General features: G+C 70.3%; 21 protein-coding genes. 10 read left to right on the forward strand and 11 right to left on the reverse strand.

Features of this window, described 5'->3' with window-relative positions:
• Positions 1-7 precede the first annotated feature (7 nt).
• Both ACLZN2_RS00360 and ACLZN2_RS00365 read left to right on the forward strand, forming a co-directional pair.
• The gene (locus ACLZN2_RS00360; RefSeq protein WP_416976256.1) at positions 8-1,249 is read left to right on the forward strand and encodes a GNAT family N-acetyltransferase; all 1,242 of its coding nucleotides are present in this window, start codon (positions 8-10) and stop codon (positions 1,247-1,249) included.
• Between the two features lie 321 nt (positions 1,250-1,570).
• Entirely contained in the window at positions 1,571-2,479 is a 909-nt protein-coding gene (locus ACLZN2_RS00365; RefSeq protein WP_416976257.1) for a winged helix-turn-helix domain-containing protein, read from the forward strand.
• Here the strand turns inward: ACLZN2_RS00365 and ACLZN2_RS00370 are convergent.
• Positions 2,469-2,663 carry a hypothetical protein gene (locus tag ACLZN2_RS00370; protein WP_416976258.1) on the reverse strand — a complete coding sequence of 65 codons (195 nt, stop codon included), beginning with the start codon at positions 2,661-2,663 and terminating at the stop codon, positions 2,469-2,471. The genes ACLZN2_RS00365 and ACLZN2_RS00370 overlap by 11 nt on opposite strands.
• A 161-nt stretch (positions 2,664-2,824) precedes the next feature.
• Here ACLZN2_RS00370 and ACLZN2_RS00375 point away from each other — a divergent pair, with 161 nt between their 5' ends.
• From ACLZN2_RS00375 to ACLZN2_RS00410, 8 genes are all read left to right on the forward strand, one after another.
• A complete protein-coding gene (locus ACLZN2_RS00375; RefSeq protein ID WP_416976259.1) occupies positions 2,825-3,715 on the forward strand; it encodes a winged helix-turn-helix domain-containing protein in 891 nt (296 codons plus the stop codon).
• Positions 3,664-4,476 carry an HAD family hydrolase gene (locus ACLZN2_RS00380; RefSeq protein WP_416976260.1) on the forward strand — a complete coding sequence of 271 codons (813 nt, stop codon included), beginning with the start codon at positions 3,664-3,666 and terminating at the stop codon, positions 4,474-4,476. The genes ACLZN2_RS00375 and ACLZN2_RS00380 overlap by 52 nt, the downstream gene beginning before the upstream one ends.
• Before the next feature lie 73 nt (positions 4,477-4,549).
• Positions 4,550-5,416, forward strand: coding sequence for a GntR family transcriptional regulator (locus ACLZN2_RS00385; protein WP_416976261.1), 867 nt, complete (start codon positions 4,550-4,552; stop codon positions 5,414-5,416).
• Positions 5,417-5,580: 164 nt separating this feature from the next.
• Positions 5,581-7,758: a phosphotransferase family protein gene (locus ACLZN2_RS00390; protein WP_416976262.1), complete on the forward strand. Its 2,178-nt coding sequence runs from the start codon at positions 5,581-5,583 to the stop codon at positions 7,756-7,758.
• Between the two features lie 76 nt (positions 7,759-7,834).
• On the forward strand, positions 7,835-8,737 hold the full coding sequence (locus ACLZN2_RS00395; RefSeq protein ID WP_416976263.1) for a hypothetical protein: 903 nt from the start codon (positions 7,835-7,837) through the stop codon (positions 8,735-8,737).
• Positions 8,738-8,757: 20 nt separating this feature from the next.
• A complete protein-coding gene (locus ACLZN2_RS00400) occupies positions 8,758-9,399 on the forward strand; it encodes a TetR/AcrR family transcriptional regulator (RefSeq protein ID WP_416976264.1) in 642 nt (213 codons plus the stop codon).
• A 39-nt stretch (positions 9,400-9,438) separates the two neighbouring features.
• Complete coding sequence (locus ACLZN2_RS00405; protein WP_416976265.1) at positions 9,439-11,550, forward strand: HelD family protein; 2,112 nt, start codon at positions 9,439-9,441, stop codon at positions 11,548-11,550.
• 10 nt (positions 11,551-11,560) lie between these two features.
• Positions 11,561-12,082: a hypothetical protein gene (locus ACLZN2_RS00410; protein ID WP_416976266.1), complete on the forward strand. Its 522-nt coding sequence runs from the start codon at positions 11,561-11,563 to the stop codon at positions 12,080-12,082.
• A gap of 24 nt (positions 12,083-12,106) precedes the next feature.
• Here ACLZN2_RS00410 and ACLZN2_RS00415 read toward each other — a convergent pair whose 3' ends face one another.
• The 10 genes from ACLZN2_RS00415 to ACLZN2_RS00460 all read right to left on the reverse strand — a co-directional run bounded on the left by ACLZN2_RS00415 (position 12,107) and on the right by ACLZN2_RS00460 (position 22,540).
• The gene (locus ACLZN2_RS00415; protein WP_416976267.1) at positions 12,107-12,907 is read right to left on the reverse strand and encodes a patatin-like phospholipase family protein; all 801 of its coding nucleotides are present in this window, start codon (positions 12,905-12,907) and stop codon (positions 12,107-12,109) included.
• 109 nt (positions 12,908-13,016) lie between these two features.
• Positions 13,017-14,219 (reverse strand): ABC transporter permease, encoded by a 1,203-nt coding sequence (locus ACLZN2_RS00420; RefSeq protein ID WP_416976268.1) that lies wholly within the window; start codon positions 14,217-14,219, stop codon positions 13,017-13,019.
• Positions 14,220-14,419: 200 nt separating this feature from the next.
• Complete coding sequence (locus tag ACLZN2_RS00425) at positions 14,420-15,142, reverse strand: ABC transporter ATP-binding protein (protein ID WP_416976269.1); 723 nt, start codon at positions 15,140-15,142, stop codon at positions 14,420-14,422.
• On the reverse strand, positions 15,139-16,551 hold the full coding sequence (locus ACLZN2_RS00430) for a peptidoglycan-binding protein (protein WP_416976270.1): 1,413 nt from the start codon (positions 16,549-16,551) through the stop codon (positions 15,139-15,141). The genes ACLZN2_RS00425 and ACLZN2_RS00430 overlap by 4 nt, the downstream gene beginning before the upstream one ends.
• Before the next feature lie 88 nt (positions 16,552-16,639).
• Positions 16,640-17,560 (reverse strand): hypothetical protein, encoded by a 921-nt coding sequence (locus ACLZN2_RS00435; RefSeq protein ID WP_416976271.1) that lies wholly within the window; start codon positions 17,558-17,560, stop codon positions 16,640-16,642.
• 221 nt (positions 17,561-17,781) lie between these two features.
• Positions 17,782-18,747 carry a DUF3152 domain-containing protein gene (locus ACLZN2_RS00440; protein ID WP_416976272.1) on the reverse strand — a complete coding sequence of 322 codons (966 nt, stop codon included), beginning with the start codon at positions 18,745-18,747 and terminating at the stop codon, positions 17,782-17,784.
• Between the two features lie 363 nt (positions 18,748-19,110).
• Entirely contained in the window at positions 19,111-19,758 is a 648-nt protein-coding gene (locus ACLZN2_RS00445) for a bifunctional 4-hydroxy-2-oxoglutarate aldolase/2-dehydro-3-deoxy-phosphogluconate aldolase (RefSeq protein ID WP_416976273.1), read from the reverse strand.
• Positions 19,758-21,065: an amino acid deaminase gene (locus ACLZN2_RS00450; protein WP_416976274.1), complete on the reverse strand. Its 1,308-nt coding sequence runs from the start codon at positions 21,063-21,065 to the stop codon at positions 19,758-19,760. Before ACLZN2_RS00450 ends, ACLZN2_RS00445 begins: the two co-directional genes overlap by 1 nt.
• Before the next feature lie 20 nt (positions 21,066-21,085).
• A complete protein-coding gene (locus ACLZN2_RS00455; RefSeq protein ID WP_416976275.1) occupies positions 21,086-21,502 on the reverse strand; it encodes a RidA family protein in 417 nt (138 codons plus the stop codon).
• 33 nt (positions 21,503-21,535) lie between these two features.
• Complete coding sequence (locus ACLZN2_RS00460) at positions 21,536-22,540, reverse strand: sugar kinase (RefSeq protein WP_416976276.1); 1,005 nt, start codon at positions 22,538-22,540, stop codon at positions 21,536-21,538.
• Positions 22,541-22,588: the final 48 nt, after the last annotated feature.

Consider the following 22,588-nt stretch of genomic DNA (forward strand, 5'->3'; position numbering starts at 1 on the left):
TGACCCCATGGACGTCCGCACCGTAACCGACCAAGAACTCCCCGCCTGGCTGCGCGCCATGAACACAGGCTTCCTCCGCCCCCCAGCCGTCACCGAAGAGTCCGTCGCCACCCGCAGAGCCACCCTCGGCCACTCCCGCCTGACCGGTGCCTTCGACAGGGACACCTGCGTCGCCACCTTCCGCTCCTTCCCCCAGGAACTCACCACCCCGGGCGGCACCCCCGTCCCCGCCGACGGCATCTCCAACGTCACCGTCCTCCCCACCCACCGCCGCCGAGGCCTCCTCACCCGCCTGATGTCCGACGACCTCACGGCGGCGAAGGAGCGAGGGGACGTCGCCGCGACCCTGATCGCCGCCGAGTACCGCATCTACGGCCGCCACGGCTTCGGCCCCGCCACCACCATGACCGAGTGGACGATCGACGTCGCGAGGGCCGGCCTCGACCCCCGCCACCCGGTCCCCCTGGCAGGCGGCCGTGTCGACCTGATCGACGGCGAGGAGGTCCGCAAGCTCGGCCCCGCGCTGCACGAGCGTCTGCGCCGCATCCAGCCGGGCGCCGTCAGCCGTCACGAGCACTGGTGGGACATGAACACCGGCGTGATCCACCTGGAGGGCGAGGCGAGCTGGACCGAGCCGTTCTACGCCGTGTACCGCGCGGCGGACGGCGAGGTCGAGGGACTGGTCGCGTACCGGGCGGACGACAACTGGACCGACGCCAAGCAGCCGCGGAACACGGCCTCGGTGAACTGGCTGCTCTCGGTGACCCCGGCCGCGTCCCGCGCCCTGTGGCACTACCTGTGCTCGATCGACTGGATCACCCGGGTGAGGTCGGGCTGGCGCTCCCCGGACGACCTGCTCCCCCTCCTCCTGCCGGACCCTCGCGCGGCGAGCATCACCACGCAGGCGGACTGGCTGTGGGTACGGCTCCTGGACGTCGTACGGGCTCTGGAGGCGCGTACGTACGACACGGCGGGCACCCTGGTCCTGGAGGTGGTCGACGGGGCCGGCCTGGCCGGGGGCCGCTTCCTGCTGGACGCGTCCCCCGACGGTGCCTCCTGTACGCCGACGGGCCGCGAGGCCGACCTCACGCTGGACGTGGCCGAGCTGGCGTCCCTGTGGCTCGGCGACGAGTCGGCGGTGCGGCTCGCGGCGCTGGGCCGGCTCCGGGAAGAACGAGCGGGCGCCGCCCGGGGGGCCGACGCCCTGCTGCGTACGCCCGGGCGACCGTGGTGCCCGGACCTGTTCTGAGCCTCCTGTCCGTGTATCCGTGTCTGCGTATCCGTGTTGGTGTCTCTGTGCTGTGTATCCGTAGCTGTTCAGTTGTGACTGTGCGCGCGATGTTCGGTTGTGGCTGTGCGGCGATCTGAAGTTGTGACTGTGCTTCGGTGCCGACCTCTCGGGCTCCCGGCTCCCCTCCGGAAGGGAGTCCGACCGGCCAACCGTCTGGAAGTTTGACCATGTTGTTGAAGTTGGCAGCCAACTTCACTGTACTTATGTCCGCTTGGAAGCGTCTTATAACCATCTCTCTTTGAACTGCCACAAGATGGCGGGAAGTTGTACTGTTCCCCCGTGGAGCCGGAACATGCCCCCGTCAACGGACGGGGGAGAGCGGGGCGGCCCCAGCCCTCGCACCGCGAGGTGGCCGACGAACTGCGTACCCGGATCAGAACCGGAGTGCTGCGGCCGGGCGAACGCATGCCCACGCAGGCGAAGTTGGCGGACGAGTTCGGGGTGGAGCGGGGTGCCGTACGCCAGGCGCTGCGCATCCTGCAATCGGAGCACCTGCTCACCAACGTCTCCAAGGGAAGCCCCGCCACGGTCGCCCCGCCGTCGGGCGCGGCCGGCCCGCTGATCGGTCCGGAGGCGACCCCGCAGCCGTCCATGGTGGGCCTCCCGCCGCGGATGACCGAGGCCTTCGCGGCCGACCACGTACAGGTCGACGCCCTGTGCCTCACCGCGGTCTCCCTCACGGCCGCGATCGGCGAACCGCTGCGCCAGATCCACGCCGGACGGCTGAAACCGGCCAAGATCGACGTCCGGGTCCTGCTGCCCTCCCGGAACATCGACCTGGCCTTCCCGGCGGCGGTGGACACCTCGGCCACCGAGCGGCTCCAGCGTCACTGGCTCGCCCACCGCAACGCGCAGGGCCAGGTGCTGAAGCACAACCTGCAGACGCTGAGCTCCACGCACGGCATCGATGTCGATGTCACCTTCCGCGCGCTGCCGTTCACCCCGCCCGTGAAGCTGTATCTCCTCAACGGCACGGAGGCGCTGTTCGCGTACTACACCGTGCGGCGCCGCGAACAGATGATCGACCAGGAGCACCTGGAGATGTACGACGCCGAGGGCACGCGGTCGGTGCTGTTCGCCTTCGAACAGGGGGCCGGGCCGCGCGACTCGGCGTTCGTGGAACAGTCCCAGCTGTGGTTCGACGCACTCTGGGAGACGATCAGCTCGGAGCTGCTGCTCACGAGCTGACGGCGGGTCCGGTGGCCACGAGGGCGAGGACCACGGCACCGACCGAGCTGATGGCCGGGCTCCTGACCTTGATGCCGATGGTGAGCAGCAGCAGTCCCACGGCGCCGGTGGTGCCGTACTTCCACTGGATGGTCTGCTCGACGCCGACGACGATGGCGGCGGAGACGAGGGCGAGGACAGGCATGGCGTTCCCCCCTTCGGAGGATCGTCGGGGTGGAGCGGGAGGCGAACCATTCGCCAACTCGATCGAGTTGGCAACCAACTCTAATTAAGTTGTCCCCATTTGGTCCCAACTACTAAACAACTTTCAAGCAACTCCCCATAGATGGATCTAAGTTGTAGCGTTTGGTCGTGACCCAGGAGAACGTGGCGGAGAACGTGGCAGTGAACGGCAGCAGAAGGTCGCCCCAGGAGATCGCCGACGCCCTGCGCGAGCGCATTCGTGTCGGTGACCTCAAGGCGGGCGACCGCCTGCCCACGCAGGCCGAACTCGCCGACGAGTTCGGGGTGGAGCGCGGCGCCGTACGCCAGGCCCTGCGGGAACTCCAGCTCGACGGACTCCTCACCAACGTCAGCAAGGGCAGCCCGCCGCGCATCGCCGAACCGCCCGCGCCCGGTCACGACGAGCCCCAGCCCACGATGGTCGCCCTGGCCCCTCGCCTCGCCGAGGCCTTCTCCGCCCCGCACGTCCGCATCGACGCCGCCTGCCTCACGGCCGAGAGCCTGATCCCCGCCCTGGGCGAGCCCATGCGCCTCATCCACGCGGGCGAGATCCACCCTCGGAAGATCGAAGTCCGGATCCTCCTGCCCTCCCGCCGCATCAACCTCGCCTTCCCCGTCCCGGTCGAGGGCCGCGGCGACGACGACCCGGTCCACCAGCGCTGGCTGGCCATGCGCAACGCCCAGGGCCACGTCCTGCGCCACAACCTCCAGACCCTGCGCTCCCACGGCATCGACGTGGACATCACCTTCCGGGCCCTGCCGTTCACCCCGCCCGTGAAGCTGTACCTGCTCAACGGCAGGGAAGCCCTGATGGCGTACTACATGGTCGAGCGGCGCGAGGAGTCGACGGACAGCGGAGTGCTGCTCGACATGTACGACGTGATGGGCACCGAGTCTCTCCTCTTCTCCTTCGACAAGGCCGCAGGCCAGCGCGATGCCGCCTTCGTGGAGGAATCCCAGAAGTGGTTCGACGCCCTCTGGGAAACCATCACGACGGACCTGACACTCTCCTAGTGACTTCTGATACGACGCAGACTGAACAGGTGGCAGCCGACACCGACAACACCCAGGGAAACGGAACCGCGGATCTGCGGGAGCTGATCGCGCGTACGAGGGTCGTCCTGTGGGACTTCGACGGCCCCATCTGCCGGCTCTTCGCCGGCCACTCGGCGGAGGACGTGGCCGATGGGCTGGTGGAGTGGCTCGAAGGGCGGGGCCTGCACCACCTGCTGACGGAGTCCGAGCGGGAGTCGCTGGACCCGCAGGTCGTCCTGCGCGCTGTGGACCGCCTGCGCCCCGGCAGCGACCTGGTCGCGGAGCTGGAGGAACGTCTCACCCAGGAGGAACTGCGGGCCGCCTCCTCGGCGATGCCCACGGCGTGGGCGGACCCCGTGATACGCACCCTGACCGCCCTGGGCCTACGCCTGGCCATCACGACCAACAACTCCCCCCGAGTGGTGGCCAAGTACCTCACAGGCCGCGACCTGACCTCCTGTTTCGCCCCCCACATCTACGGCCGCACCCAGGACCTCCACCTCCTCAAGCCCCATCCCCACTGCCTCCACCGCGCCCTCTCCGCGACAGGCTCCGCCCCCGGGACCGCCCTGATGATAGGCGACGCCCCTTCCGACTTCCTGTCCGCCCGAGCCGCCGGCGTCCCGTTCCTCGGCTACGCGCGTAACGAACACAAGGAGAAGCTGCTGCGGGGGGCGGGGGCGACGATGGTGGTGAACTCGCTGGAGACGGTGCTGAGAGTGGTCAGGGAACGGTCCTGAGCCGTCAGCCGCCCCGAAGCCTCCAACTCCCGTTCCCATTGGACTGGTTGACTGACGGCGGTACGGTCGCCGTGTGGGTGAACAGCGGAGCAGTTACGCCGGTGGCAGGGCGTTCCAGCGTGTCTCCGACGAAGTACGGGCCCGTATAGCCGACGGGATGTATCCGCTGCGTGCGTTCCTGCCGTCCCAGCGGGATCTCGCGGAGGAGTTCGATGTCTCCCGGGACACGGTCCAGCGGGTGCTGCGGGAGCTGGCCGAGCAGGGCTGGATCGAGTCCCGGCAGGGCAGCGGGTCCCGGGTGGTCAGAGTGCCGCGGATCCAGCCCTTGGCGGTCAGCGGAGGCCGGCTGCGGGGCGGAGTGACGCTGGGTCCACTGCTCGCCGAGGCCTTCGAACGAGACGAAGTCACCCTGGACGTCTACTCGTTGACCTCGGAATCGCTGGACGCGCACCTGCGGGTGCAGGCGGAGCGGATCCACAGCGGCGCCATTCGGCCCGAGCGCATCTCCCTGCGGCTGATCCTGCCCTCCGAGGACATCGGCGTGCCCTACCCGCGGGTCAAGGACGACCCGGACGACCCCCGTCCGAACGAGCGGCTGCACGGCATCACCCGGCGGTCGACGTCCTCGGTACATGAGTTGTTCAGAGGGCTGGAAGCCCTCGTGCCGACGCCGGAGCTCGAGATCCGCCGGGCCCCACTGACCCCGACCTGCAAGATCTACCTTCTCAACGGCACCGACGCGCTGGTGGCGCCCTATCAGGTGATCGAGCGTGAAGCCACGTTCGTCCCCGGTGAGAAGGTCGACCTTCTCGACGTCCTGGGGTTCGGCGCACCGCTCACCCACCATGTGAAGGACACCGACCCGAACTCACCGGGCACCGTCTTCGTCGACACCTGGCAGGCCTGGTTCGACTCGGTCTGGAGTCATCTCGCCGAATAGCTCAGGCGTGTGCGCTAGTATCCCCGGCATCGCGCGCGAGTAATCCTCTGCTGTCGTACGTATTCACTCCTGTGCTCACCCCACCGGCCACCCCGGTCGTGCGGCGCACCACATGGCACTCCACGATTGCCATACCCATCCCCGCGCACCCACCGGAGCGGCCAGTGGTCGACCACTTTGTTCCCCCTCGGCACCTCGGGGAACGAACCGCCGCAGACGGGGTCCTCCGAGCCTTCGTCAGGGACGCGAAAGCGACGCGGGCGTCCAGCGGCCACCACCATCGCAACTATGTGCTGCCCTTGACGGAGAACGTGGCCCGGCTGCTGGACCGTGACGCCGGCACCCCGGTCACCGTACGGATTCCTCGCTCCGACGCGCTGCCCGCGGTGATCAGGACGTGGCGGAACGAGGCGGTGATCCTGGGCGCCGTACGCAGCGTCCTGTCCAACGCGCCCGAATGCCTGGTGAAGCGGTCGGGGTACGCCATCCACAGTTATGTGGACGGCGTACCCCTCTCCGAGATCTGCGGAAACGGTAAGCCTGTCGACACCCTGCACATCAGGGCGCTGGTCCGCCAGCTGGCCCAGACGACCCTGGTGCGCCGGGCGGCGCTGCCGCCCCTGCCGGCCTCCCTGCCCGCCCACCACAGCGACAGCCAGGCCTTCCTGAAGGCGCTGGTCCACCATGCCGACAAGCAGATCCGCAAGCCGAACTGGTCCGAGTTCGGGGGCCTGTTCAAGGCGCTCGGCATGCCGGACGACGCGCTCCTCGGGCTGGCCGAGCGGGTTCCCGCGATGACCCGGCGGCCGTACAGTCTGCTCCACGGGGACCTGCACCGGGGCAACCTGATCGTGACGCCTTCCGAGGACCAGCCCGTCGTCTGCGTCGACTGGGAACTCGCGACCTACGGCGACCCCCTGCACGACCTGGCCACCCACCTGGTGCGCACGCAGTACCCGACGCACCAGTGGACCGAGGTGGTCGACGCGTGGGCCGAGGCGATGGAGGTGTGCCGGCCCGCCGCGTCCCATGGCCTGGCCAGGGATCTGAACCACTACGTCAGCTTCGCGCGGGCCCAGTCGGTCTACCCCGACGTCATGCGGGCCGCTCGGTCTCTGGGGAAGTCGTTCACCCAGAAGAAGCTGCACGAGGCGACGGCGCGGGTGCGCAGGGCGCTGAAGACGGCGGAGGAACCACTGCGGCTCAGGAACGTGCCCAGCGAGGATGAGATCGAGCGCGCCCTCTTCCGCTGGCTGGCCTCCCGCGACGACCTCCACGATCCGCGCTGGACCGCGAAGGCCGGTGCCTGGAAGCCGGACCCGCGCTTCCGGGAGCTGACCGGTTTCCCGGCCTCCGCCGTGCGGGATGCCCTGCTCGCCGAGGGAGCCGCCCCGGCGCACCGGGTGTTCAAGGGCACCGCCCACCTCAACTCGGTGGTCTGGGTGCCGGGCATCCTCCATCCCGTGGTCGTACGCCGCAAACTGCCCAACGTCTCCCGCAGGGAACCGAGCTACCTGAGCGAGCACGTCGTCCTCAGGGCGATCCAGGACTCGGGCGCCCGGGTGGCGGCGCCGCGGGTTCTCGCACTGGGCGAGAGCCATCCGAACGACCCCTTCGCGGTACACACGTACGTGGGAACCCGGATGGACGAGCCGCCGGACCACCCCGTGAACGGTCTGCTCCCGCACGAGGCGGACGCACTCGTCGACCAGTTGTGCGAGCTCACACGGGTGGACTGCACCCTTGTGTCCCCGGAGACGGGCGAGACCGACTTCTTCGAGTGGTTGAAGGAACAGTTGGTCGGTCTGGCCGGGAGCCTCCCGAAGGAGTCGCTGCAGCGGGCCCGCACCCTCGGGCTGCCCGACGACCGGCGGTTGCGGGAGATCCTGTCCCGGCACCGGATCAGCCGTCGAACACCTGCCCTGCTGCACGGCGATCTCAACCCGTGGAACCTGGTGCGCCGCCCGGACGATCTGGCGCTCACCCTCATCGACTGGGAGATGGCCCTGACCGGTGATCCGCTCTACGACCTGGTCCGGCACATGCATCTCACGCCCACCCGACCGGAGATCCGGGAGCGCATGTTCCGACGCTGGGAGCGGACACTGCCGGAGCGGTACACCCACGACTGGCGCCGGGACTGGCGGGTCTACCGGTGGATCGAGATCGTCCGCTCCGCGTACATCGACCTCGACCGTCTGGTGACCGGGGTGGGCCTGGACGCGCCCAACGTCCGAAGGGCCGTCGGCTCCTACGCCGTGACGCTCGCCACCGCCACCGCCTCCCTCGGTCTCCCGCTGCCGGTGACAGCGAACCCCTATCTTGCCCGCGCCCTGGCCTAGAGCGACCATGGTCTGATCGAACGGCGGTCGTTGCAGGGACAGTTGGCGCCCGAGCGGGCGTGTGGCGGGGTCGGGCATGTCCGCGCGGGGGGGCCGAACCACGACCGACAGCGGTGGAGTCGGCAACGCGCTGCGGCGCTACCAGGAACGTTTCGAGCCCGTGGCCATTCGGGTCCTGCTCCTCGGGATCTTCGTCACCGGCCTGACCGCGCAGTTCGTCAAACCGGTCGGTGACGCCCTTCAAGGCAAGGCCTACCTCGGCGGCGCCCTGCTCAGCCTGGTCGGCTATGTCCTCTACGACGCGGTGAAGGAACTGTCCACGTCGCTGCGTCTGCCCGCGCGGAGACAGGTGAAGTCGCGGGAGCTCGGCAGCTTCGTGAGCGAGGCGTTCCGGGAGCGCACCGTGGACATACGGTTCCTCGGCTACACCGGGGAGACCCTCTACAACGAGCTGTACCACCGCCTCGAAGGTCTCGAGGAAGACCCCGGCCCCACCCGGCGGGTCACCATCCGGGTACTGATCCCCGACTTCGGGCAGCCGATGACGGTTCCCTCCCGGGTCGGCGACGAGGGAGCCCCGCAGGACGACCCGGACTTCCGTAAGCGCCTGGAAAGAAAGTGCCAGGAGTACGACGAGACCCTCTCGGTGCTCGCCGAACGGCTGACCGCCCATGGCCGGATCGTCGCCCACTGCGAATACCGTGTCTACCCCGGAATCCCTATGGACAAGATCTGCATCTTCAACCGGGAGTTGGTCCTCCACGGCCTCTACGACGTCATGGCCCGCACGGTGCCGCGCGGCGCCGCCCCCGAGTACTACGACCCCAAGGGCTACGGCACGGACCTCAACGTGTGGTCCCTGGAGGCGGCCGAGGACTCCAAGGCCCTCATCGCCACCTGGAACCGGCACCTCGACAACCTCTGGAGACTTGCCGCGCCCCCGCCTTGGCGCGGCCCCACCACGGCCCCCACCCCCTGAACCCGCCGTACGCTCACCCCATGAGCGACCCCGGGCTGCGTGAGCGGAAGAGGCAGCGGATGTACCAGGCCGTGTCGGACATCGCCGTGCGGATGTTCGAGGAGCGGGGCTTCGACGCGGTGTCCGTCGCGGAGGTCGCCGCGGCGGCCGAGATCTCCAAGCCGACCCTCTTCCGGTACTTCCCGGCCAAGGAGGACCTGGTCCTGCACCGCATCGCCGACCATGAGCGGGAGGCCGCGCGGGTGGTGGAGGCCGGGCGGGCCGAGGGGGTCGCGCCCCTGCCCGCCCTGCGCCGCCACTTCCTGGACGGGATCGCCGCCCACGACCCCATCACCGGTCTCAACGACCATCCCGCCGTCCGCTCCTTCTACGACCTCCTCTACGGCACCCCGTCCCTGGTCGCCCGTCTCCACGCCCACCTGGAGCGTGCCGAGGCCGCCCTCGCCGAGGTCCTCGGCGGTGACCTCGACGCCCGGCTGGCCGCCGGCCAGATCATCGCCGTACGACGGATCCTCGCCGGGGAGAACTGGCGGCGGATCTCGGCGGGGGAGCGGGTGGCGGACGTACGGGAGGAGGCGGTCGGGGCGGCCGAGCGGGCGTTCGCGGCGCTGGAGGCGGGGTTTCCGGGTCTCACGGGAGACGAGGCAGGCGTTACTCGGTAAAATCTTTAACTCGGTCACGTTATTCGCTATCCTCGGCGCATGACGTCTGCCGAGCCCGCCGTGCCTGCCGTCAAGGGGCCCGCCCGAGACCTCGCCCAAGACCTCGACACCGCCCTCCGCCACGAACGCGCCCACCACGACACCTGCCGTGCCGCACTCGCCGCCATGGTCGAGGGCGCCGACCTCCACGTCGTCACCGGCGAGGACGTCTCCGCGTCCGGCGCCGACGCCGAAGTCCTCGGCTACGGGTTGCGCAGCCGTGCCAAGGCCCTGCACGAACTCCCCGAGGGCCCGCTCTTCTTCGGCCGCCTGGACCTCGTACAAGGAGGCGGGCACCACATCGGCCGGCTGCGGATCAGCGAGCACCCCGCCGCCCCTCCCCTCGTCGTCGACTGGCGCGCCCCCGTCTCCCGCGCCTTCTACCAGGCCAGCGCCCGGGATCCGCAGGGCGTGGCCGTACGGCGGCGGTTCGGCTGGGCGCCGGGCAGCCGCGGCGACTCCGCCGACCTGACCGGTCTGGAGGACGAGCACCTCGACCGCGGCGAGTCCGCCGAGTCTGCCGAGTCTGCCGAGTCCGTCGGCTCCGAGGGCTCCGGAGGGCTTCTCCTGCGTGAGCTCGAACGCCCCCGTGTCGGTCCCATGCGCGACATCGCCGCCACCATCCAGCCCGAGCAGGACGACCTCGTACGGGGCGGACTCGCCGAGTCCGTCTGTGTGCAGGGCGCTCCCGGCACCGGCAAGACCGCCGTCGGCCTGCACCGGGCGGCCTACCTCCTCTACACGCACCCGCAGCGCGTCAAACGCGGCGGTCTGCTGATCCTCGGCCCCAACCGCACCTTCCTCTCCTACATCGCCGAGGTCCTGCCCTCCCTCGGCGAGACCGGCGTACGGCAGTCGACGCTCCAGAACGAGATCGCCCGGCACCCGGTGACCGGGACCGACACCGACCGGGCCGCCACCCTCAAGCACGACGCCCGCATGGCCGAGGTGCTGCGCCGCGCCGTGTACGGGCGGGTGATGACGGCCGGTCACGCCGAGGACCTGGCCGTACCCGACGGGTCGTACCGGTGGCGGATCGCGGGGCATCGGCTCATCGAGACCGTGGGCGCGGTGCTCGCCGAGGAGCCGCCGTACGAGGTCGGACGGGAACGGGTCCGCAGCCGGATCGTGCGCCGGATCCTGACGCAGGCGGAGCGGCGCGGCGGCCCGCCCCCGGCCGCCTGGCTGCGCCGGATCGAGCGGGCGCGGGCGGTGAGCGCGTGCGTGGAGGCGCTGTGGCCCAAGGTGCGTCCCGAGGAGGTGCTGGCCGGGCTGCTGAGCGACCCGGAGGTGCTGGCCGGGGCGGCCGACGGGCTGCTGGAACCGGCCGAGCAGGAGTCCCTGCTGTGGGCCAAGCCGCCGCGTTCACCGAAGTCGGCGCGCTGGTCGGCCGCCGACCTCGTCCTCCTCGACGAGCTCGCCGGGCTCCTCGCACACCCCCAGGGCTACGGCCATGTCGTGGTCGACGAGGCCCAGGACCTCTCCCCGATGGAGTGCCGGGCCATCGCCCGCCGGGTCCCCTTCGGCTCCCTCACCGTCCTCGGCGACCTCGCCCAGGGCACCACCCCGTGGGCGGCGCGTTCCTGGCGGGTCCAGCTGACCCACCTGGGCAAGCCCGACGCGACGATCGTCCCGCTGACAACCGGCTTCCGCGTTCCGGCCGCGGTCCTCACCCTCGCGGGCCGTCTCCTCGCCCGCCTCGACACCGACGTACCTCCGGCCCGTTCCCTGCGCCGCGACGGCGAACTGCGCGTCCACCGCGCCCCGGACGGCGACCTGGCCTCCGTGGTCGTCGCCGCCGTACGCGACGCGCTCACCCACGTGGGGTCCATCGGCGTGATCACCCCGGACACCGCGACCGGCCGTGTCGAGGAGGCCCTCGCCGCCGCCGGCCTGGCCCCCGCCTCCGGCCGCGTCACGGTCATCGGCGCCACCCTCGTCAAGGGCCTCGAGTACGACCATGTCGTCGCCGTCGAACCGGCAGCGATCGCCGAGGCCGAGCCCCGCGGCCTCAACCGCCTGTATGTCGTCCTGACCCGCGCGGTGTCCCGGCTGGACGTGGTGCACGGGCGGGAGCTGCCCTGGGGTGGGCAAGGGAGCGCCGAGGGCTGATCCTGGGGGGATGGTGCCGCTGCTCTTCCTCGACGTCGACGGAACGCTGATCCCGTTCGGGGGACCGGATCCCTATCGGGAGTATCGGGTGGGTCGGGAGTACGGGGCTTCGGCTCATCCTCTGCTGCCGCGCCTGGACCCCGCACTGGGGCCGCGGCTGCTCGGGCTCGGTTGCACGCCGGTGTGGGCGACGACCTGGCTGGACGACGCGAACGACCTTCTCTCGCCCTGGCTGGGGCTGCCTTCGCTGCCGGTGGTCGAGTGGCCGGAGGACGGGGAGGCGCCCCTCGACGGTGGTCTGCCCGACGGTGGTCCGCATGGTCTGCACTGGAAGACGCGGCCGTTGGTCGAGTGGGCCGCGGGCCGGCCGTTCGTCTGGCTCGACGACGAGATCACCGGCGCCGATCGGGCCTGGGTGGCCGCAAGTCATCCGGGGCCGGCCCTGCTTCACCGGGTCGATCACCGGTTCGGGCTGGGGGAAGGGGACTTCGCGGCCGTGGAGGCGTGGATCGCGGCGGTGGCGCGGGCGTAGGGCGGGCGTAGGGGGCAGCCCGTGTCAGCCCGTCGGCTTCGGTGGGACGGGCTCCTCGGGGCAGGGCCACCCCTCCAGTGCCGCGCGCGTGGCCTCGTATCCCCGCTCGATGAGGGCCGGGACCCCCGACGGTGACCAGGAGGAGTGGCCCGTGGTGTCGATGGTGATGGAGAGGTCGGGGAGGCGGCCCTGGGCGGGGTGGGCCGGGCGCGACTCGAACCAGCGGCGCCAGCGGGTGGTGCCGCGGCCGAAGCCGACGGCGATGACGCGGTCGGCGCCGAGCCGGTGCGCGGCCCACACCGGCAGCGGTGACACCACGGCCCCGTCGACGCACAGCGCCCCGCCGTCCTCCAGCCGGACCGGAGGGAACAGACCGGGCACGGCGCTGCTCGCGCGCAGGGCGGCCGTGAAGGAGCCGGAGGTCACCAGCCGGGGTGTGGTGGAGCCGAGTTCGGTGACCACCGCGCCGAAACGGGTCGGCAGGTTCTCGATCAGCACGTCACCGACCATGTCCTCGATGTTCCGGGCCAGCGGCGAGGTGTCCAGCAGACCGAGACGCGGGCTGATCGCGGCGGTGCCGAAGTCCGCCCACTGGGCGCGCAGCAGACGTTCGGTGAGGCGTGCGCTGTCCACCCCGGCCGCCCAGGCCCCGCCGATCAGCGCCCCCGCGCTCGCCCCGGCCACCGCCGCCACCTCGATCCCCGCCTCCTCCACGGCCCGCAGCACCCCCGCGTGCGCGGCCCCGAGAGCCGCCCCGCTGGACAGGACCAGGCCCACGGAAGGGGGAGAAGAGGGGGAGGGGGGAGGGGACTTCGACGGCGTCACCTGGGCGTGCTCCTTCCGGGCGTTCCGCCCTCACGGCCGGGGCGGAACGACTGAGGCTGAGCATGACAGGCCAGCCCCCGCGTCTGCGACGTGATCCAAACGACAGGCCCTAGGAGCGCAGCGCGTCGACGGGCTCCATGCGCGAGGCCCGCAGGGACGGGTAGAGACCCGCCAGGAGTCCGACGAGGGCTCCGGCGACCGGGGCTCCGAAAGCGAGACGGACGTCCAGGACCGGAGTCCAGTCCCTGACGGCCGAGACGGCCACCACGACGACCATGCCCAGGGCGGCGCCGATGACGCCGCCGAGGAGTCCGATGGTCGTCGACTCCACCAGGAACTGGCCGGCGATCTGACGGCGGGAGGCGCCGAGGGCGCGGCGCAGTCCGATCTCCCCGATCCGTTCCATGACCGTCACCAGCGTCACGTTGGCGATACCGATGGCTCCGACCACCAGCGAGACCAGTCCGAGGACCAGGAACAGGCCGTTGACGTCGCCCTGCACTCCCTTGCGGGCCTTGGTCGGGTCGGACGGTGCCGTGACGACGAGGGCGGCCTCGGATCCGGGAGCCAGCGCGATCGGGGCCTGGTGGGCGACCTGTTTCGCCGCGCCGAGCGAGGTGTTGATCACTACCCGGGTCACCTCACCCAGGCCCAGTCGGTCCTCGGCGGTCGTGGGTGGCAGGATCACCGAGGTGGCGAGCTGCTGTTCCCGCTCGGCTTCGCCGAGGATCCCGATCACGGTGTAGGACTGGTCCTTCAGGAAGACCGCGGGGGAGTCCTTGACCGAGGTGATGCCGAGCAGCCGTGCGGCCTGGTCGCCGAGCACCGCCACCCGGTCGTGCCGGGCGATGTTGCCGTCGTCGAAGAAACGCCCGGCGGTCATCCTGCCGCGCACCGCGGCGGGCAGCGTGGGGGACGCGGCGAACACCGCCACGGTCTGTCCGGAAACGTCCCCGGGAGACACCACGTCGTTCGCACGGACCTGGACGCTCGCGGTGTCGGTGGAGTCGCCGAGGGCCGCCACCGACTCGACCCCGGCCAGCCGCCGGACCGCGTCGACACCCGACCAGCCGACGAGCGGCTCGGAGTCGACCGCCTGGGGTACCTCCACCGTGACCGAGGTGGCGCTGAGGGCGTCGAACCGGCCGACGATCTGATTGCCCGCCGTGGCCGAGACGCCGATGGTGATGACCAGGGTGGTGATGCCCAGGACCGTTCCCAGCGTGGTCAGGGCAGAGCGCATCGGGCGGGCGAGCACCCCCGCCAGCGCCTCGGTCCACAGGTCCCGGAAGTCCATCCAGGGACGTTCCATGCCCTGGGTCCTGCCGCGGCCGCGACGTACACGCCCCCGGCGGGCGGAGTGCCGTCCACCACCGCTGTGCTGGTCGGCGACCAGTGGATCCACAGGGTCCGCAGGGTCCGCAGGGTACGCCGGTTCCGCCGGTTCCGGTGGATCCAGCGGTTCCGCCGGATCCACCGGGGCCGCCGGATCCAGGGCGCGTGCTCGGGCCGTCATCGGTTCTCCTCGGTGAGCCGACCGTCGCTGATCCTTACCCGCCGGTCGGCCCGCTTGCTGACTGCCTCCTCGTGGGTGATCACGACCAGGGTCATGCCCTGCTCCGACAGTTGGTCGAAGAGGTCGAGGACCGACTCGGTGTTCTCGCTGTCGAGGTTGCCGGTGGGCTCGTCGCAGAGCAGCAGAGCGGGCTCGCTCATCAGCGCCCGGGCGATCGCCACCCGCTGGCGTTCACCACCGGAGAGCCGGTCCGGCCGGAAGCCGGACCGGTGCGCCAGGCCCACCCGCTCCAGCGCCTCCGCGGCCCGGGTGCGGCGGCCGGCCCGGTCGCGCCCGGGGCGTGGCCGGCGGTAGGCCTCGGCCAGCATGACGTTCTCGTCCACCGTCCGGTAGGGCAGCAGATGGAAGGACTGGAAGACGAACCCGATCCGGCCGCCGCGCAGCGAGGTGCGTTCCAGGTCGCCGAGCGTGTTGGTCTCGACCCCGTCGAGCCAGTAGGAGCCCGAGGTGGGGCGGTCGAGCAGTCCCAGGGTGTTGAGCAGCGTCGACTTGCCGGAGCCGGACGGGCCGACGATCGACAGGTGTTCGCCGCGCCGTACGGCCAGGTTCACGTCCCGCAGGGCGTGTACCGGCGGTTCGGAGTCGAAGGTGCGGTCGACGGAGACCAGTTGGATGACCGTGTCGGCGTCGGGCGCGACGGCCCCGGGGAGGCCGGTCACTGCCCGATCACCACTTGGTCGCCCGCCTTCAGGGCGGAACCGGACGGCGTGACCTCCACCTGTCCCTCCGCGGACAGACCCGCCTTGACGGAGACGTCCACCACTTTGCCGTCGCGCTGGACCTGCACCGTGGCCTGACCGCTCGCCGAGGTGTGGAGCGCGGCGATGGGCACCGTCAGCACCTCACCGTCCGAGGCGCCCACCTTGATGGTCACCTTCGCGGATCCGCTGGCGTTCTTGGTCAGCTTCCCCGCCGGGAGGGAGATCTGCACCGGTACCGGAGCCGACGCGTCGGTGCTCCCGCCGCCCGACGTGCCCGCCGAGGCCTGCCCGTCCTTCGCATCGGTCGACGGCACCTCGTCGCCGAGTGCCACCAGTTCCCCCTCCACCTTCTTGCCGTCGGTGGTCTCCACCTGCGCGGTCATGCCCTTGTGGAGCAACTTGGCGTCACTGGCCTGCACCACGGCCTGCACCACGACCTCGGAGCTGGTCACCGTGCCGATCGGTCCGGACGGGGTGTCACCGACCTTCACCGAAACCTTGTCCATCCGGGCCGGCAGATCCGGCAGGAAGACCACCTCGCCTGCGGGGACCTTGGTTCCGTAGCCGGCCTTGAAGGTGGAGAGCGCGGTGTTGGCCGCATCCAACTGCTGCTGTGCCGACTTCAGTTGCAGTGCCGCTGCTTGACCGCTGCTGCTCGAGCCGCTGCCGGAGCCGGTGCCGTTGCTGGGCGAGGCGGATGATCCGCCGCCGGTGTCCTGGGCCGTGAGGAGGCCCTGCTGAGCGGTGGTCACAGCCGCTTCGAGCGTTGCCAGCTGCTGCTTGTCCGCGATGCTCGGCTCCTGCGCCTCAAAACCCTTGCTCTTGTACCAGCGGCTCACCGCCGAGGCGAGCTGCTGCCCGTACTGCCCGGTGGCCGAACCGGCACTGAAGCCGAGCCGTGTCAGAGCCTTCTGGAGCTGCTTGACGTCGTCTCCGGACGTGCCGGGACTCAGCGTGCGGTACATCGGAACGGATCCCCGCAGCACCAGCACCGGCCGGCCGCTCAGCTGCATCAGCACGTCGCCCTCCTTCACCTCCTTCCCGGCGACTGGCGCCTTGGTGACGCGCTGGGCGACGCCTTCGGACCCGGAAGCCGCGGAGCCGGAGTCCGAGGAGCCGACCGCCCCGGCCAGGGCCAGACTCTGCGGTGAGGCGAACTCGATCGAGCCCTGGGCCACCACGCTCGCGGTCAGCGACCGCCGCTCGACGGCGACGGTGACCGGTCCTGCCTTCGGTGGCTCATGCGCGGCAGCCGCGTCGGCCGGCGACTGCAGCCGCGATCCGGCGAACCAGCCGCCCGCTCCCACCAGCACCACCGCGGTGACGATGATCCCCAACTGCCTGGGACGACTGCGGGATCCAGACATGCTCTTCCTTCGCTCGCGAACGGAGGTGTCGACGGGTTCGGCCGGTTGGGCCGGTTCACCCGGTTCGGCCGGTTCCGGGAACGGTTGCTCATCCGGCACCGGTGGACCCCGGGTTCTTGAAGAACTTCGGGAAGTAGGCGGCCCGGAAGTCCTTGCCGCAGGCCAGGTCCTTCATCGCCACCTCGATCTCCTTGGTGAGCTTCGACCTGGCCTCGCTCTCGCTCATGGTCTCCGTGGCGGAGTGCTCCGCGGGCTTCGACCCGTCCGCGCCTGCCTCCACCGACGTTGCGAGGGAGGAGGCCTGCTGCAGCTTCACCATGTCCCCGATGCTGGTCGGCTGCGTGGTCGTGACGTTGATGCCTTCCTTCTGCAGGCACGAGGCGTACGACTGCGCCAGGCCGACCAGTTCCTGGTCACCGTTGAGTGCCTGGGCGTTCTTCTGGTTCTGCGTCGCGGACGCCTGACTGCGCTCTTGGACCGACGTGGAGCCGTAGACCTCCTTGTCGGCCGTTCCCATGCATCCGGTGTATTCCGTCTGGCCGGTCTTCGACTCCGGAGGACCTCCCAGCGCCTTTTCGTAGGCGGTCTTCTGCGCGGGCGTCAGCGTGGCGATGTACTTCGCGTTGGCCGAGGGCTCGCTGTCGTCCTTGCGCGACACCTGGGGATCGTTGGGGTAGACAGCGGGAGCGACGTAGCCGAAGCCGTACTTCTGCCGGAACTTCTTCGTGAGCTCGTAGTCCGCCCCGTCGGTGGCGTAGCTGTCCCTGAAGTCCTCGGGGGCTTCGGGGGTGTAGAGGAAGCCCTGCTTCTTCATGCAGACCGCGATCGCGTTCTCCACGAGGTACTGCTTCTTGAGGTCCTCGCTGGCGTCCGCGGGAACGTCGAGCTGCCCCGACGAATTGACCTTGGACCCGGTGGAGGCGTTTCCGCCGGCGGAAGGGGTCCCGCCGTCCGCCGAGGAGGATGCCTTCTCACCGCCGCAGGCCGCCAGCAGAGGCAGCAGGCTCACCGCGACGGCCAGTTTCCGAACAGTGCGGGATCCAGACATTCGTTCCATCCGATCGAAGAGGAATCGTGAATCGTGAATCGTGGGTCGGGTGCGGTGCGCACGGCACCCTGGGATGCGCCCGACGGCCTAGACGACCACCGGTGGTGTCGCTGAGTTCCACCGTGGTGTCCGCAGTTGATGACCGTTGGCGCGGAAGATGACCAAGCTGTAACTGCGGGCCGCTACGCGGCAGGCCCGGAGACGAGGTCACCGTTCTCGTCGTAGGGCCAGGCGTTGGCGACGCATCCGTGCAGGCCCTTGATCTGCTGCATCATCACGGGGGCCAGTTGCCCGGGACCCGCGCAGGTCTGGTGCGTGTAGTCCAGGAAGTGGCCCATCTCGTGGTTGATGATCAGCGCCCGGTAGTCATGGATCGGACCGTCGAACGTGGGCGAGCCCTCCACCCAGCGCTTGAGGTTCACCACCACCCCGTCGGGAACCTCGCAGTTGTACTCGCCGTGCGTGTTCTGCTGAATCCCCGCCCAGCACAACGCGTCCGCCGTCCCCGGTGTCGCGATCTTCACCTTGAGGTCATAGGGCTCCCCCGCGCTCACCAGCTGGAACGAGGACACGCCGTTGTTGGTCCAGCCCCGGGGGGCGCCGAGTATGTCGGCGATCTCGTTCGCCGCCTGGTCCGGCGAGATGTCGAGACCGCTCTCGACCTGCACGACGTAGCGGAGCAGGCGACTGCCCCGACCGACCTTCGCGCCGCCGGCCTGCGCGGTGACGAATGTGCCGGGGCCCGTCGCGGGGACGTCGATCTTGGTGCGGGTCGGAGTCGGGGTCGGCGTGGGGGGCGGGGTCGGGGTCGGAGTCGCGGTCGGGGTCGGGGTCGGAGTCGCGGTCGGCGTGGGGGTGGGCGTGGGCGTGGTGTGCGCCGTGCTCCGCGTACGCGGCTCAGCAGCGCTCGACTCGTCGTTTCGCCCGTCGGTCAGGAAGAACCCCGCGGAGCCGAGCAGTCCGGCGGCCACCAGTGCGGCGACCAGGTAGGTCCGGCCCCGGCGGCGCGGACCGTCCCGGCGGTGGGAGGACCGGTGGCGGCCACCGCGGCCACCGCTGGGAGACGGCTGGTGCGGACGGCCTTCGCGGCGGGGCGCCGCGGCGCTGCCGGTGGGCGGTGCGGATTCCCGCTCTCGAACCGAATGCATGACAACTCAAGCTGGCCATTCCAAGTGATGGTCATGAGCTCAAACGGTCACGAGAAGATAACGAATGATCTTCCGGTGGTTTGGCGGTTTGGCAGTTTTGTCTGGGTACATGACTGATCTGCAAGGCGTCCAGCGTTTGCGTCCCTGACCGGCGAGGTCGTGCTTCTCGTAGCCGAGGTGGTCGGTGGTCTCACCTTCGAGAGCGGACTCCAGCACGCGTTTGGTCAGCTGGCCGGACCTCTTCAACCGCCTCGGCAGAGACAGTCTCGTGTCGGAACGCCGACGTGACTTGCGTACAAGCCACAGCGTCCGAGCCGGGGCGGCGGCCAGTCGGCGGCGCAGGTGCAAGTCCGCCAGCCGGGGCTACAGCGTTTCCATGAAGCGCCTGGCGCGTTCGGTGATGGTGGACCAGTCGGCGGCGGCGATGGCGGAAGCGGGGACTACCTCGGAGCCGGCGCATACGGCCTGGGCTCCGGCGGCCAGGAACTGGGCGGCGTTGGCGCTGTTGACACCGCCGGAGGCGACGAGGGGGACGCCGGGATAGGGGCCGGCGAGGTCCTTGAAGTAGCGGGGTCCCAGGGAATGGGCCGGGAAGATCTTCACTGCGGCGGCTTGGAGGTCCAGAGCGTGAGCGACCTCCGTCGGCGTCAACGCTCCCATGACCACGGGGATACCGGCTCGGGCGGCGGCCTCGGCGACCTCTTGGCGGCAGCCGGGAGTGACCAGGTAGGTGGCTCCCGCCTCGATCGCCGCCTGGGCCTGAACGCCCGTCATGACCGTGCCGGCGCCTATGCGGGATTCGTCGTGTGCTGAGGCACGCTGCAGGTGGGTGGTGAGGTCGGGGGTGGTGAAGGTGAACTCGACCCACCGGATTCCTCCTTCTGCGAGTGCGGCGCAGAGCGCCGCGGCGTCGGGGATCTCGGGGGCCCTGATCACGGCGATGACGCGGTCCGCGGACAGCGCGGGCAGGAAGGAGGAACTCACGGCGGCTGACTGCTTTCGGTCGGTCATCAGAAGAAGGTCCTCACCATGTCGACGATGTGAGGCTGCGCGGCGTCCGCGTCATCGATGACGGGGATGAGGTTCCACTTGTCGAAAGCTGTGCACGGGTGCGACAGGCCCAAGCGGACGATGTCGCCGACCCGGACGTCGGCGTCGCGCAGGAAAGTGTGCTGGTCGTTGAGGGCGGTGACGCGACCGCGATCACGCAACCGGGCGGCTCCTCGCACGAGTTGAGGTTCGGGCAGGCCTTCATCGAAGGGGAAGTCCCGCTTTCCTCCGTCCAGCAGTGCGAGGGCTCGTTCGGGTTGGGAGATCACCCGGGCCCAGCCGTGCATGGCGCTGCGCAGCGGTACAGGACCCGCGCCTCGGGCGAGCGGCGAGATGGTGCGGTAGAAGCCGTCGTCGTGAACGATGTAGGCGCCTGACCGCAGGAGGATCCGGGTGCCCGACCTTCGGACGGGGGCGAGTTCGCGTACGACGGTGTCGAAGTACGCGCTGCCTCCCGCTGTGATCACTGTGTCTGCTGTGGCGTCGGCAGCGTCCAGCAAGCCTTCGTCGCGCAGCCGGTCGTGGAGCTCGGCCATCTTGCGCAGGTAGTTCTCGACTGCCGTGAGAGAGGCCGGTGAGGCGTCGTGGGCGAGTGCGCCTTCGTAGCCGCTCACGCCGACCAGACGCATACCGGGGGCGGCGTGGATCGCCTGAGCCGTGGCCAGTGCCTTCTGCAGGGTGCGGGCTCCGGTGCGGCCGCCGTTGGCGCCGAGTTCCACGCACACGTCGAGTGGCCGCGCGCTCGCCGGTCGGTCGGTGAGGGCCTGCCGGACGAGGCCGACGGTGAGGACTGAGTCGGCCCAGCAGGTGAAGGAGAAGAGCGGGTCGCGGTCCAGCTCGGCCGTGATCCAGTGCAGCCCAGCCGGGTCGAGGAGGGAGTTGGCCAGGTGGATGCGCTGTACGCCGAAGGCGCGGGCGACGCGGACCTGGGCAAGGCTGGCGAGGGCGATGGCCCGTGCCCCGGTGGCCAGTTGGCGCTGCCAGAGTGCCGGTGCCATGGTGGTTTTGCCGTGCGGGGCGAGGTCCACGTCGGCCGCGGCGCACCAGGCGGCCATGGTGTGCAGGTTGTGTTCCAGCGCGGACGCGTCGAGGGTGAGCAGCGGGGTGCCGAGGTCGTCCAGCGTCGGCTTCGTGGCCAGGAATTGCGCCACGGTACTGCCCCACGCGTGGGCGGGTACGGCCTTGAACCGCCAGTCCAGGACGTCGCCGGCCAGGGCCGTGACCCGTTCGGTGTCGATACCGGGGGTGTGCGGCGTCGTCGTGTTCATGGGCTTGGGTGTCCCGTTCGTCAGGCGACGACGGCCTGGGCGTCGATCTCGACGAGCATGACTTCATGCGGCAGTTCGACGAAGACCGTGGTGCGGCACGGCTTCGGCCCGTCCTTGACGTGCTCTTCGATGAACTGGGCGTAGACCTCGTTCATCGCGGCGAAGTCCGCGCGCCGAGTCAGGTAGACACGGAACATCACCACGTCGGAGACCTGGGCGCCGCCTGCTTCGAGGATGGCGCGGACGTTCTCCAGGGTGCGGCGGGTCTGGGCTCCGACGTCGCCTTCGTGGAGGTAGGCGCCGGTGGCCGGGTCCTGGGGTCCCTGACCGGAGACTTGCAGGATCGGTCCCTTGCGCACGCCCTGGGAGAAGACCCAGGCCGGTGCGGGGGCCTGGTCGGTGCGGATCTCGCTCGTCGGGATCGCGGTCTGGCTCATCGTGGGTGCTCCTTGTGGGGAAATGGGGGGGTGTCAGGTCAGGCGCAGGGCGGACCAGGCCTCGTTGTCGAGTGCGAGGTGGCGGTCGAGCGTGTCGCGGGTCAGGACAGTGGGGACGTCCTCCCGGGTGCTGAGCGTCGCGGCGGCCACGAGGTGGCCCAGGCGTAGTCCGTTCGCCGGGGTGCGGCCTTCCAGGAATGCTGCGAGGTAGCCGGCAGCGAAGGCGTCGCCGGCTCCGACGGGTTCGACGACCTGGGCGGCGGGGGTGGGGACGAAGGTTTCCTCACCATCGGCGCCATACGCCGTGGCTCCGTGCCCGGCGTCCTTGACGACCAGTACGGGCCCGGGGCCGAGCAGACCGCGGACTTCTTGCGCCGTGCGGGTGTCCCACAGGGTCTCGGCCTCGTCGCGTCCGACGAACACGAGGTCGGCGCCGCGGGCCAGCTCCAGCAGCGCCGGAGCGGCCTCGGCCGGGCGATGCCGCCACAGAGCCGGGCGGTAGTTGACGTCGAAGGAGATGACCGGACCCGGGACGGCCCGCCGGGAGATGATGTGGGTGACCAGCTCGGCGCAACTGTCCGAGAGTGCGGGGGTGATGCCGGAGAGGTGCAGCACCCGGGCCCGGTGCAGCAGCGGAAGGCCCGCCAGGCCGGGGTCCATGGCGGCTGCCGCGGAGTCCCGGCGGTAGTAGTACGTGCCGGTTCCCTCGGGGCCGGTGTCCTTGAAGTAGACGCCGGTCGGCCGCACCGGGTCCGTCTCGACGGCGGAGACATCGACGCCGCGGGCGGTCAGGTCTTCCAGGACGCGCCGTCCGAGGGGGTCGTCGCCCACGCGCCCCAGCCATGCGGCGCTGTGCCCCAGGGCGACGAGAGCGCTGGCCACGTTGGACTCCGCTCCGCCCACGGCCAGCGCCAGTGCTCTCTGGAGCGCGAGAGGCCGGGCGTCCGGGGGGCTGAGAACGGCCATGGTTTCCCCGATGCACACCACGTCGGCTTTGGACTCGGAGCCGGAGGGCGCGCGGGGAGAGGTGGGTGGCATGAGCACGAGGGTTCCTTCTGCGGGTTTTCACAAAGAAGTGTCGGGACG

Source organism: Streptomyces sp. T028, assembly GCF_048159505.1.
GTDB lineage: Bacteria > Actinomycetota > Actinomycetes > Streptomycetales > Streptomycetaceae > Streptomyces.

What these genes read in the sequence shown, in the direction of transcription:
- ACLZN2_RS00370 (WP_416976258.1), bottom strand. Translation starts at nt 2,663, where the DNA reads ATGCCTGTCCTCGCCCTCGTCTCCGCCGCCATCGTCGTCGGCGTCGAG.
- ACLZN2_RS00395 (WP_416976263.1), top strand. Translation starts at nt 7,835, where the DNA reads ATGTCCGCGCGGGGGGGCCGAACCACGACCGACAGCGGTGGAGTCGGC.
- ACLZN2_RS00430 (WP_416976270.1), bottom strand. Translation starts at nt 16,551, where the DNA reads ATGTCTGGATCCCGCAGTCGTCCCAGGCAGTTGGGGATCATCGTCACC.
- ACLZN2_RS00405 (WP_416976265.1), top strand. Translation starts at nt 9,439, where the DNA reads ATGACGTCTGCCGAGCCCGCCGTGCCTGCCGTCAAGGGGCCCGCCCGA.
- ACLZN2_RS00440 (WP_416976272.1), bottom strand. Translation starts at nt 18,747, where the DNA reads ATGCATTCGGTTCGAGAGCGGGAATCCGCACCGCCCACCGGCAGCGCC.
- ACLZN2_RS00450 (WP_416976274.1), bottom strand. Translation starts at nt 21,065, where the DNA reads ATGAACACGACGACGCCGCACACCCCCGGTATCGACACCGAACGGGTC.
- ACLZN2_RS00420 (WP_416976268.1), bottom strand. Translation starts at nt 14,219, where the DNA reads ATGGAACGTCCCTGGATGGACTTCCGGGACCTGTGGACCGAGGCGCTG.
- ACLZN2_RS00455 (WP_416976275.1), bottom strand. Translation starts at nt 21,502, where the DNA reads ATGAGCCAGACCGCGATCCCGACGAGCGAGATCCGCACCGACCAGGCC.
- ACLZN2_RS00410 (WP_416976266.1), top strand. Translation starts at nt 11,561, where the DNA reads ATGGTGCCGCTGCTCTTCCTCGACGTCGACGGAACGCTGATCCCGTTC.
- ACLZN2_RS00360 (WP_416976256.1), top strand. Translation starts at nt 8, where the DNA reads ATGGACGTCCGCACCGTAACCGACCAAGAACTCCCCGCCTGGCTGCGC.
- ACLZN2_RS00400 (WP_416976264.1), top strand. Translation starts at nt 8,758, where the DNA reads ATGAGCGACCCCGGGCTGCGTGAGCGGAAGAGGCAGCGGATGTACCAG.
- ACLZN2_RS00445 (WP_416976273.1), bottom strand. Translation starts at nt 19,758, where the DNA reads ATGACCGACCGAAAGCAGTCAGCCGCCGTGAGTTCCTCCTTCCTGCCC.
- ACLZN2_RS00460 (WP_416976276.1), bottom strand. Translation starts at nt 22,540, where the DNA reads ATGCCACCCACCTCTCCCCGCGCGCCCTCCGGCTCCGAGTCCAAAGCC.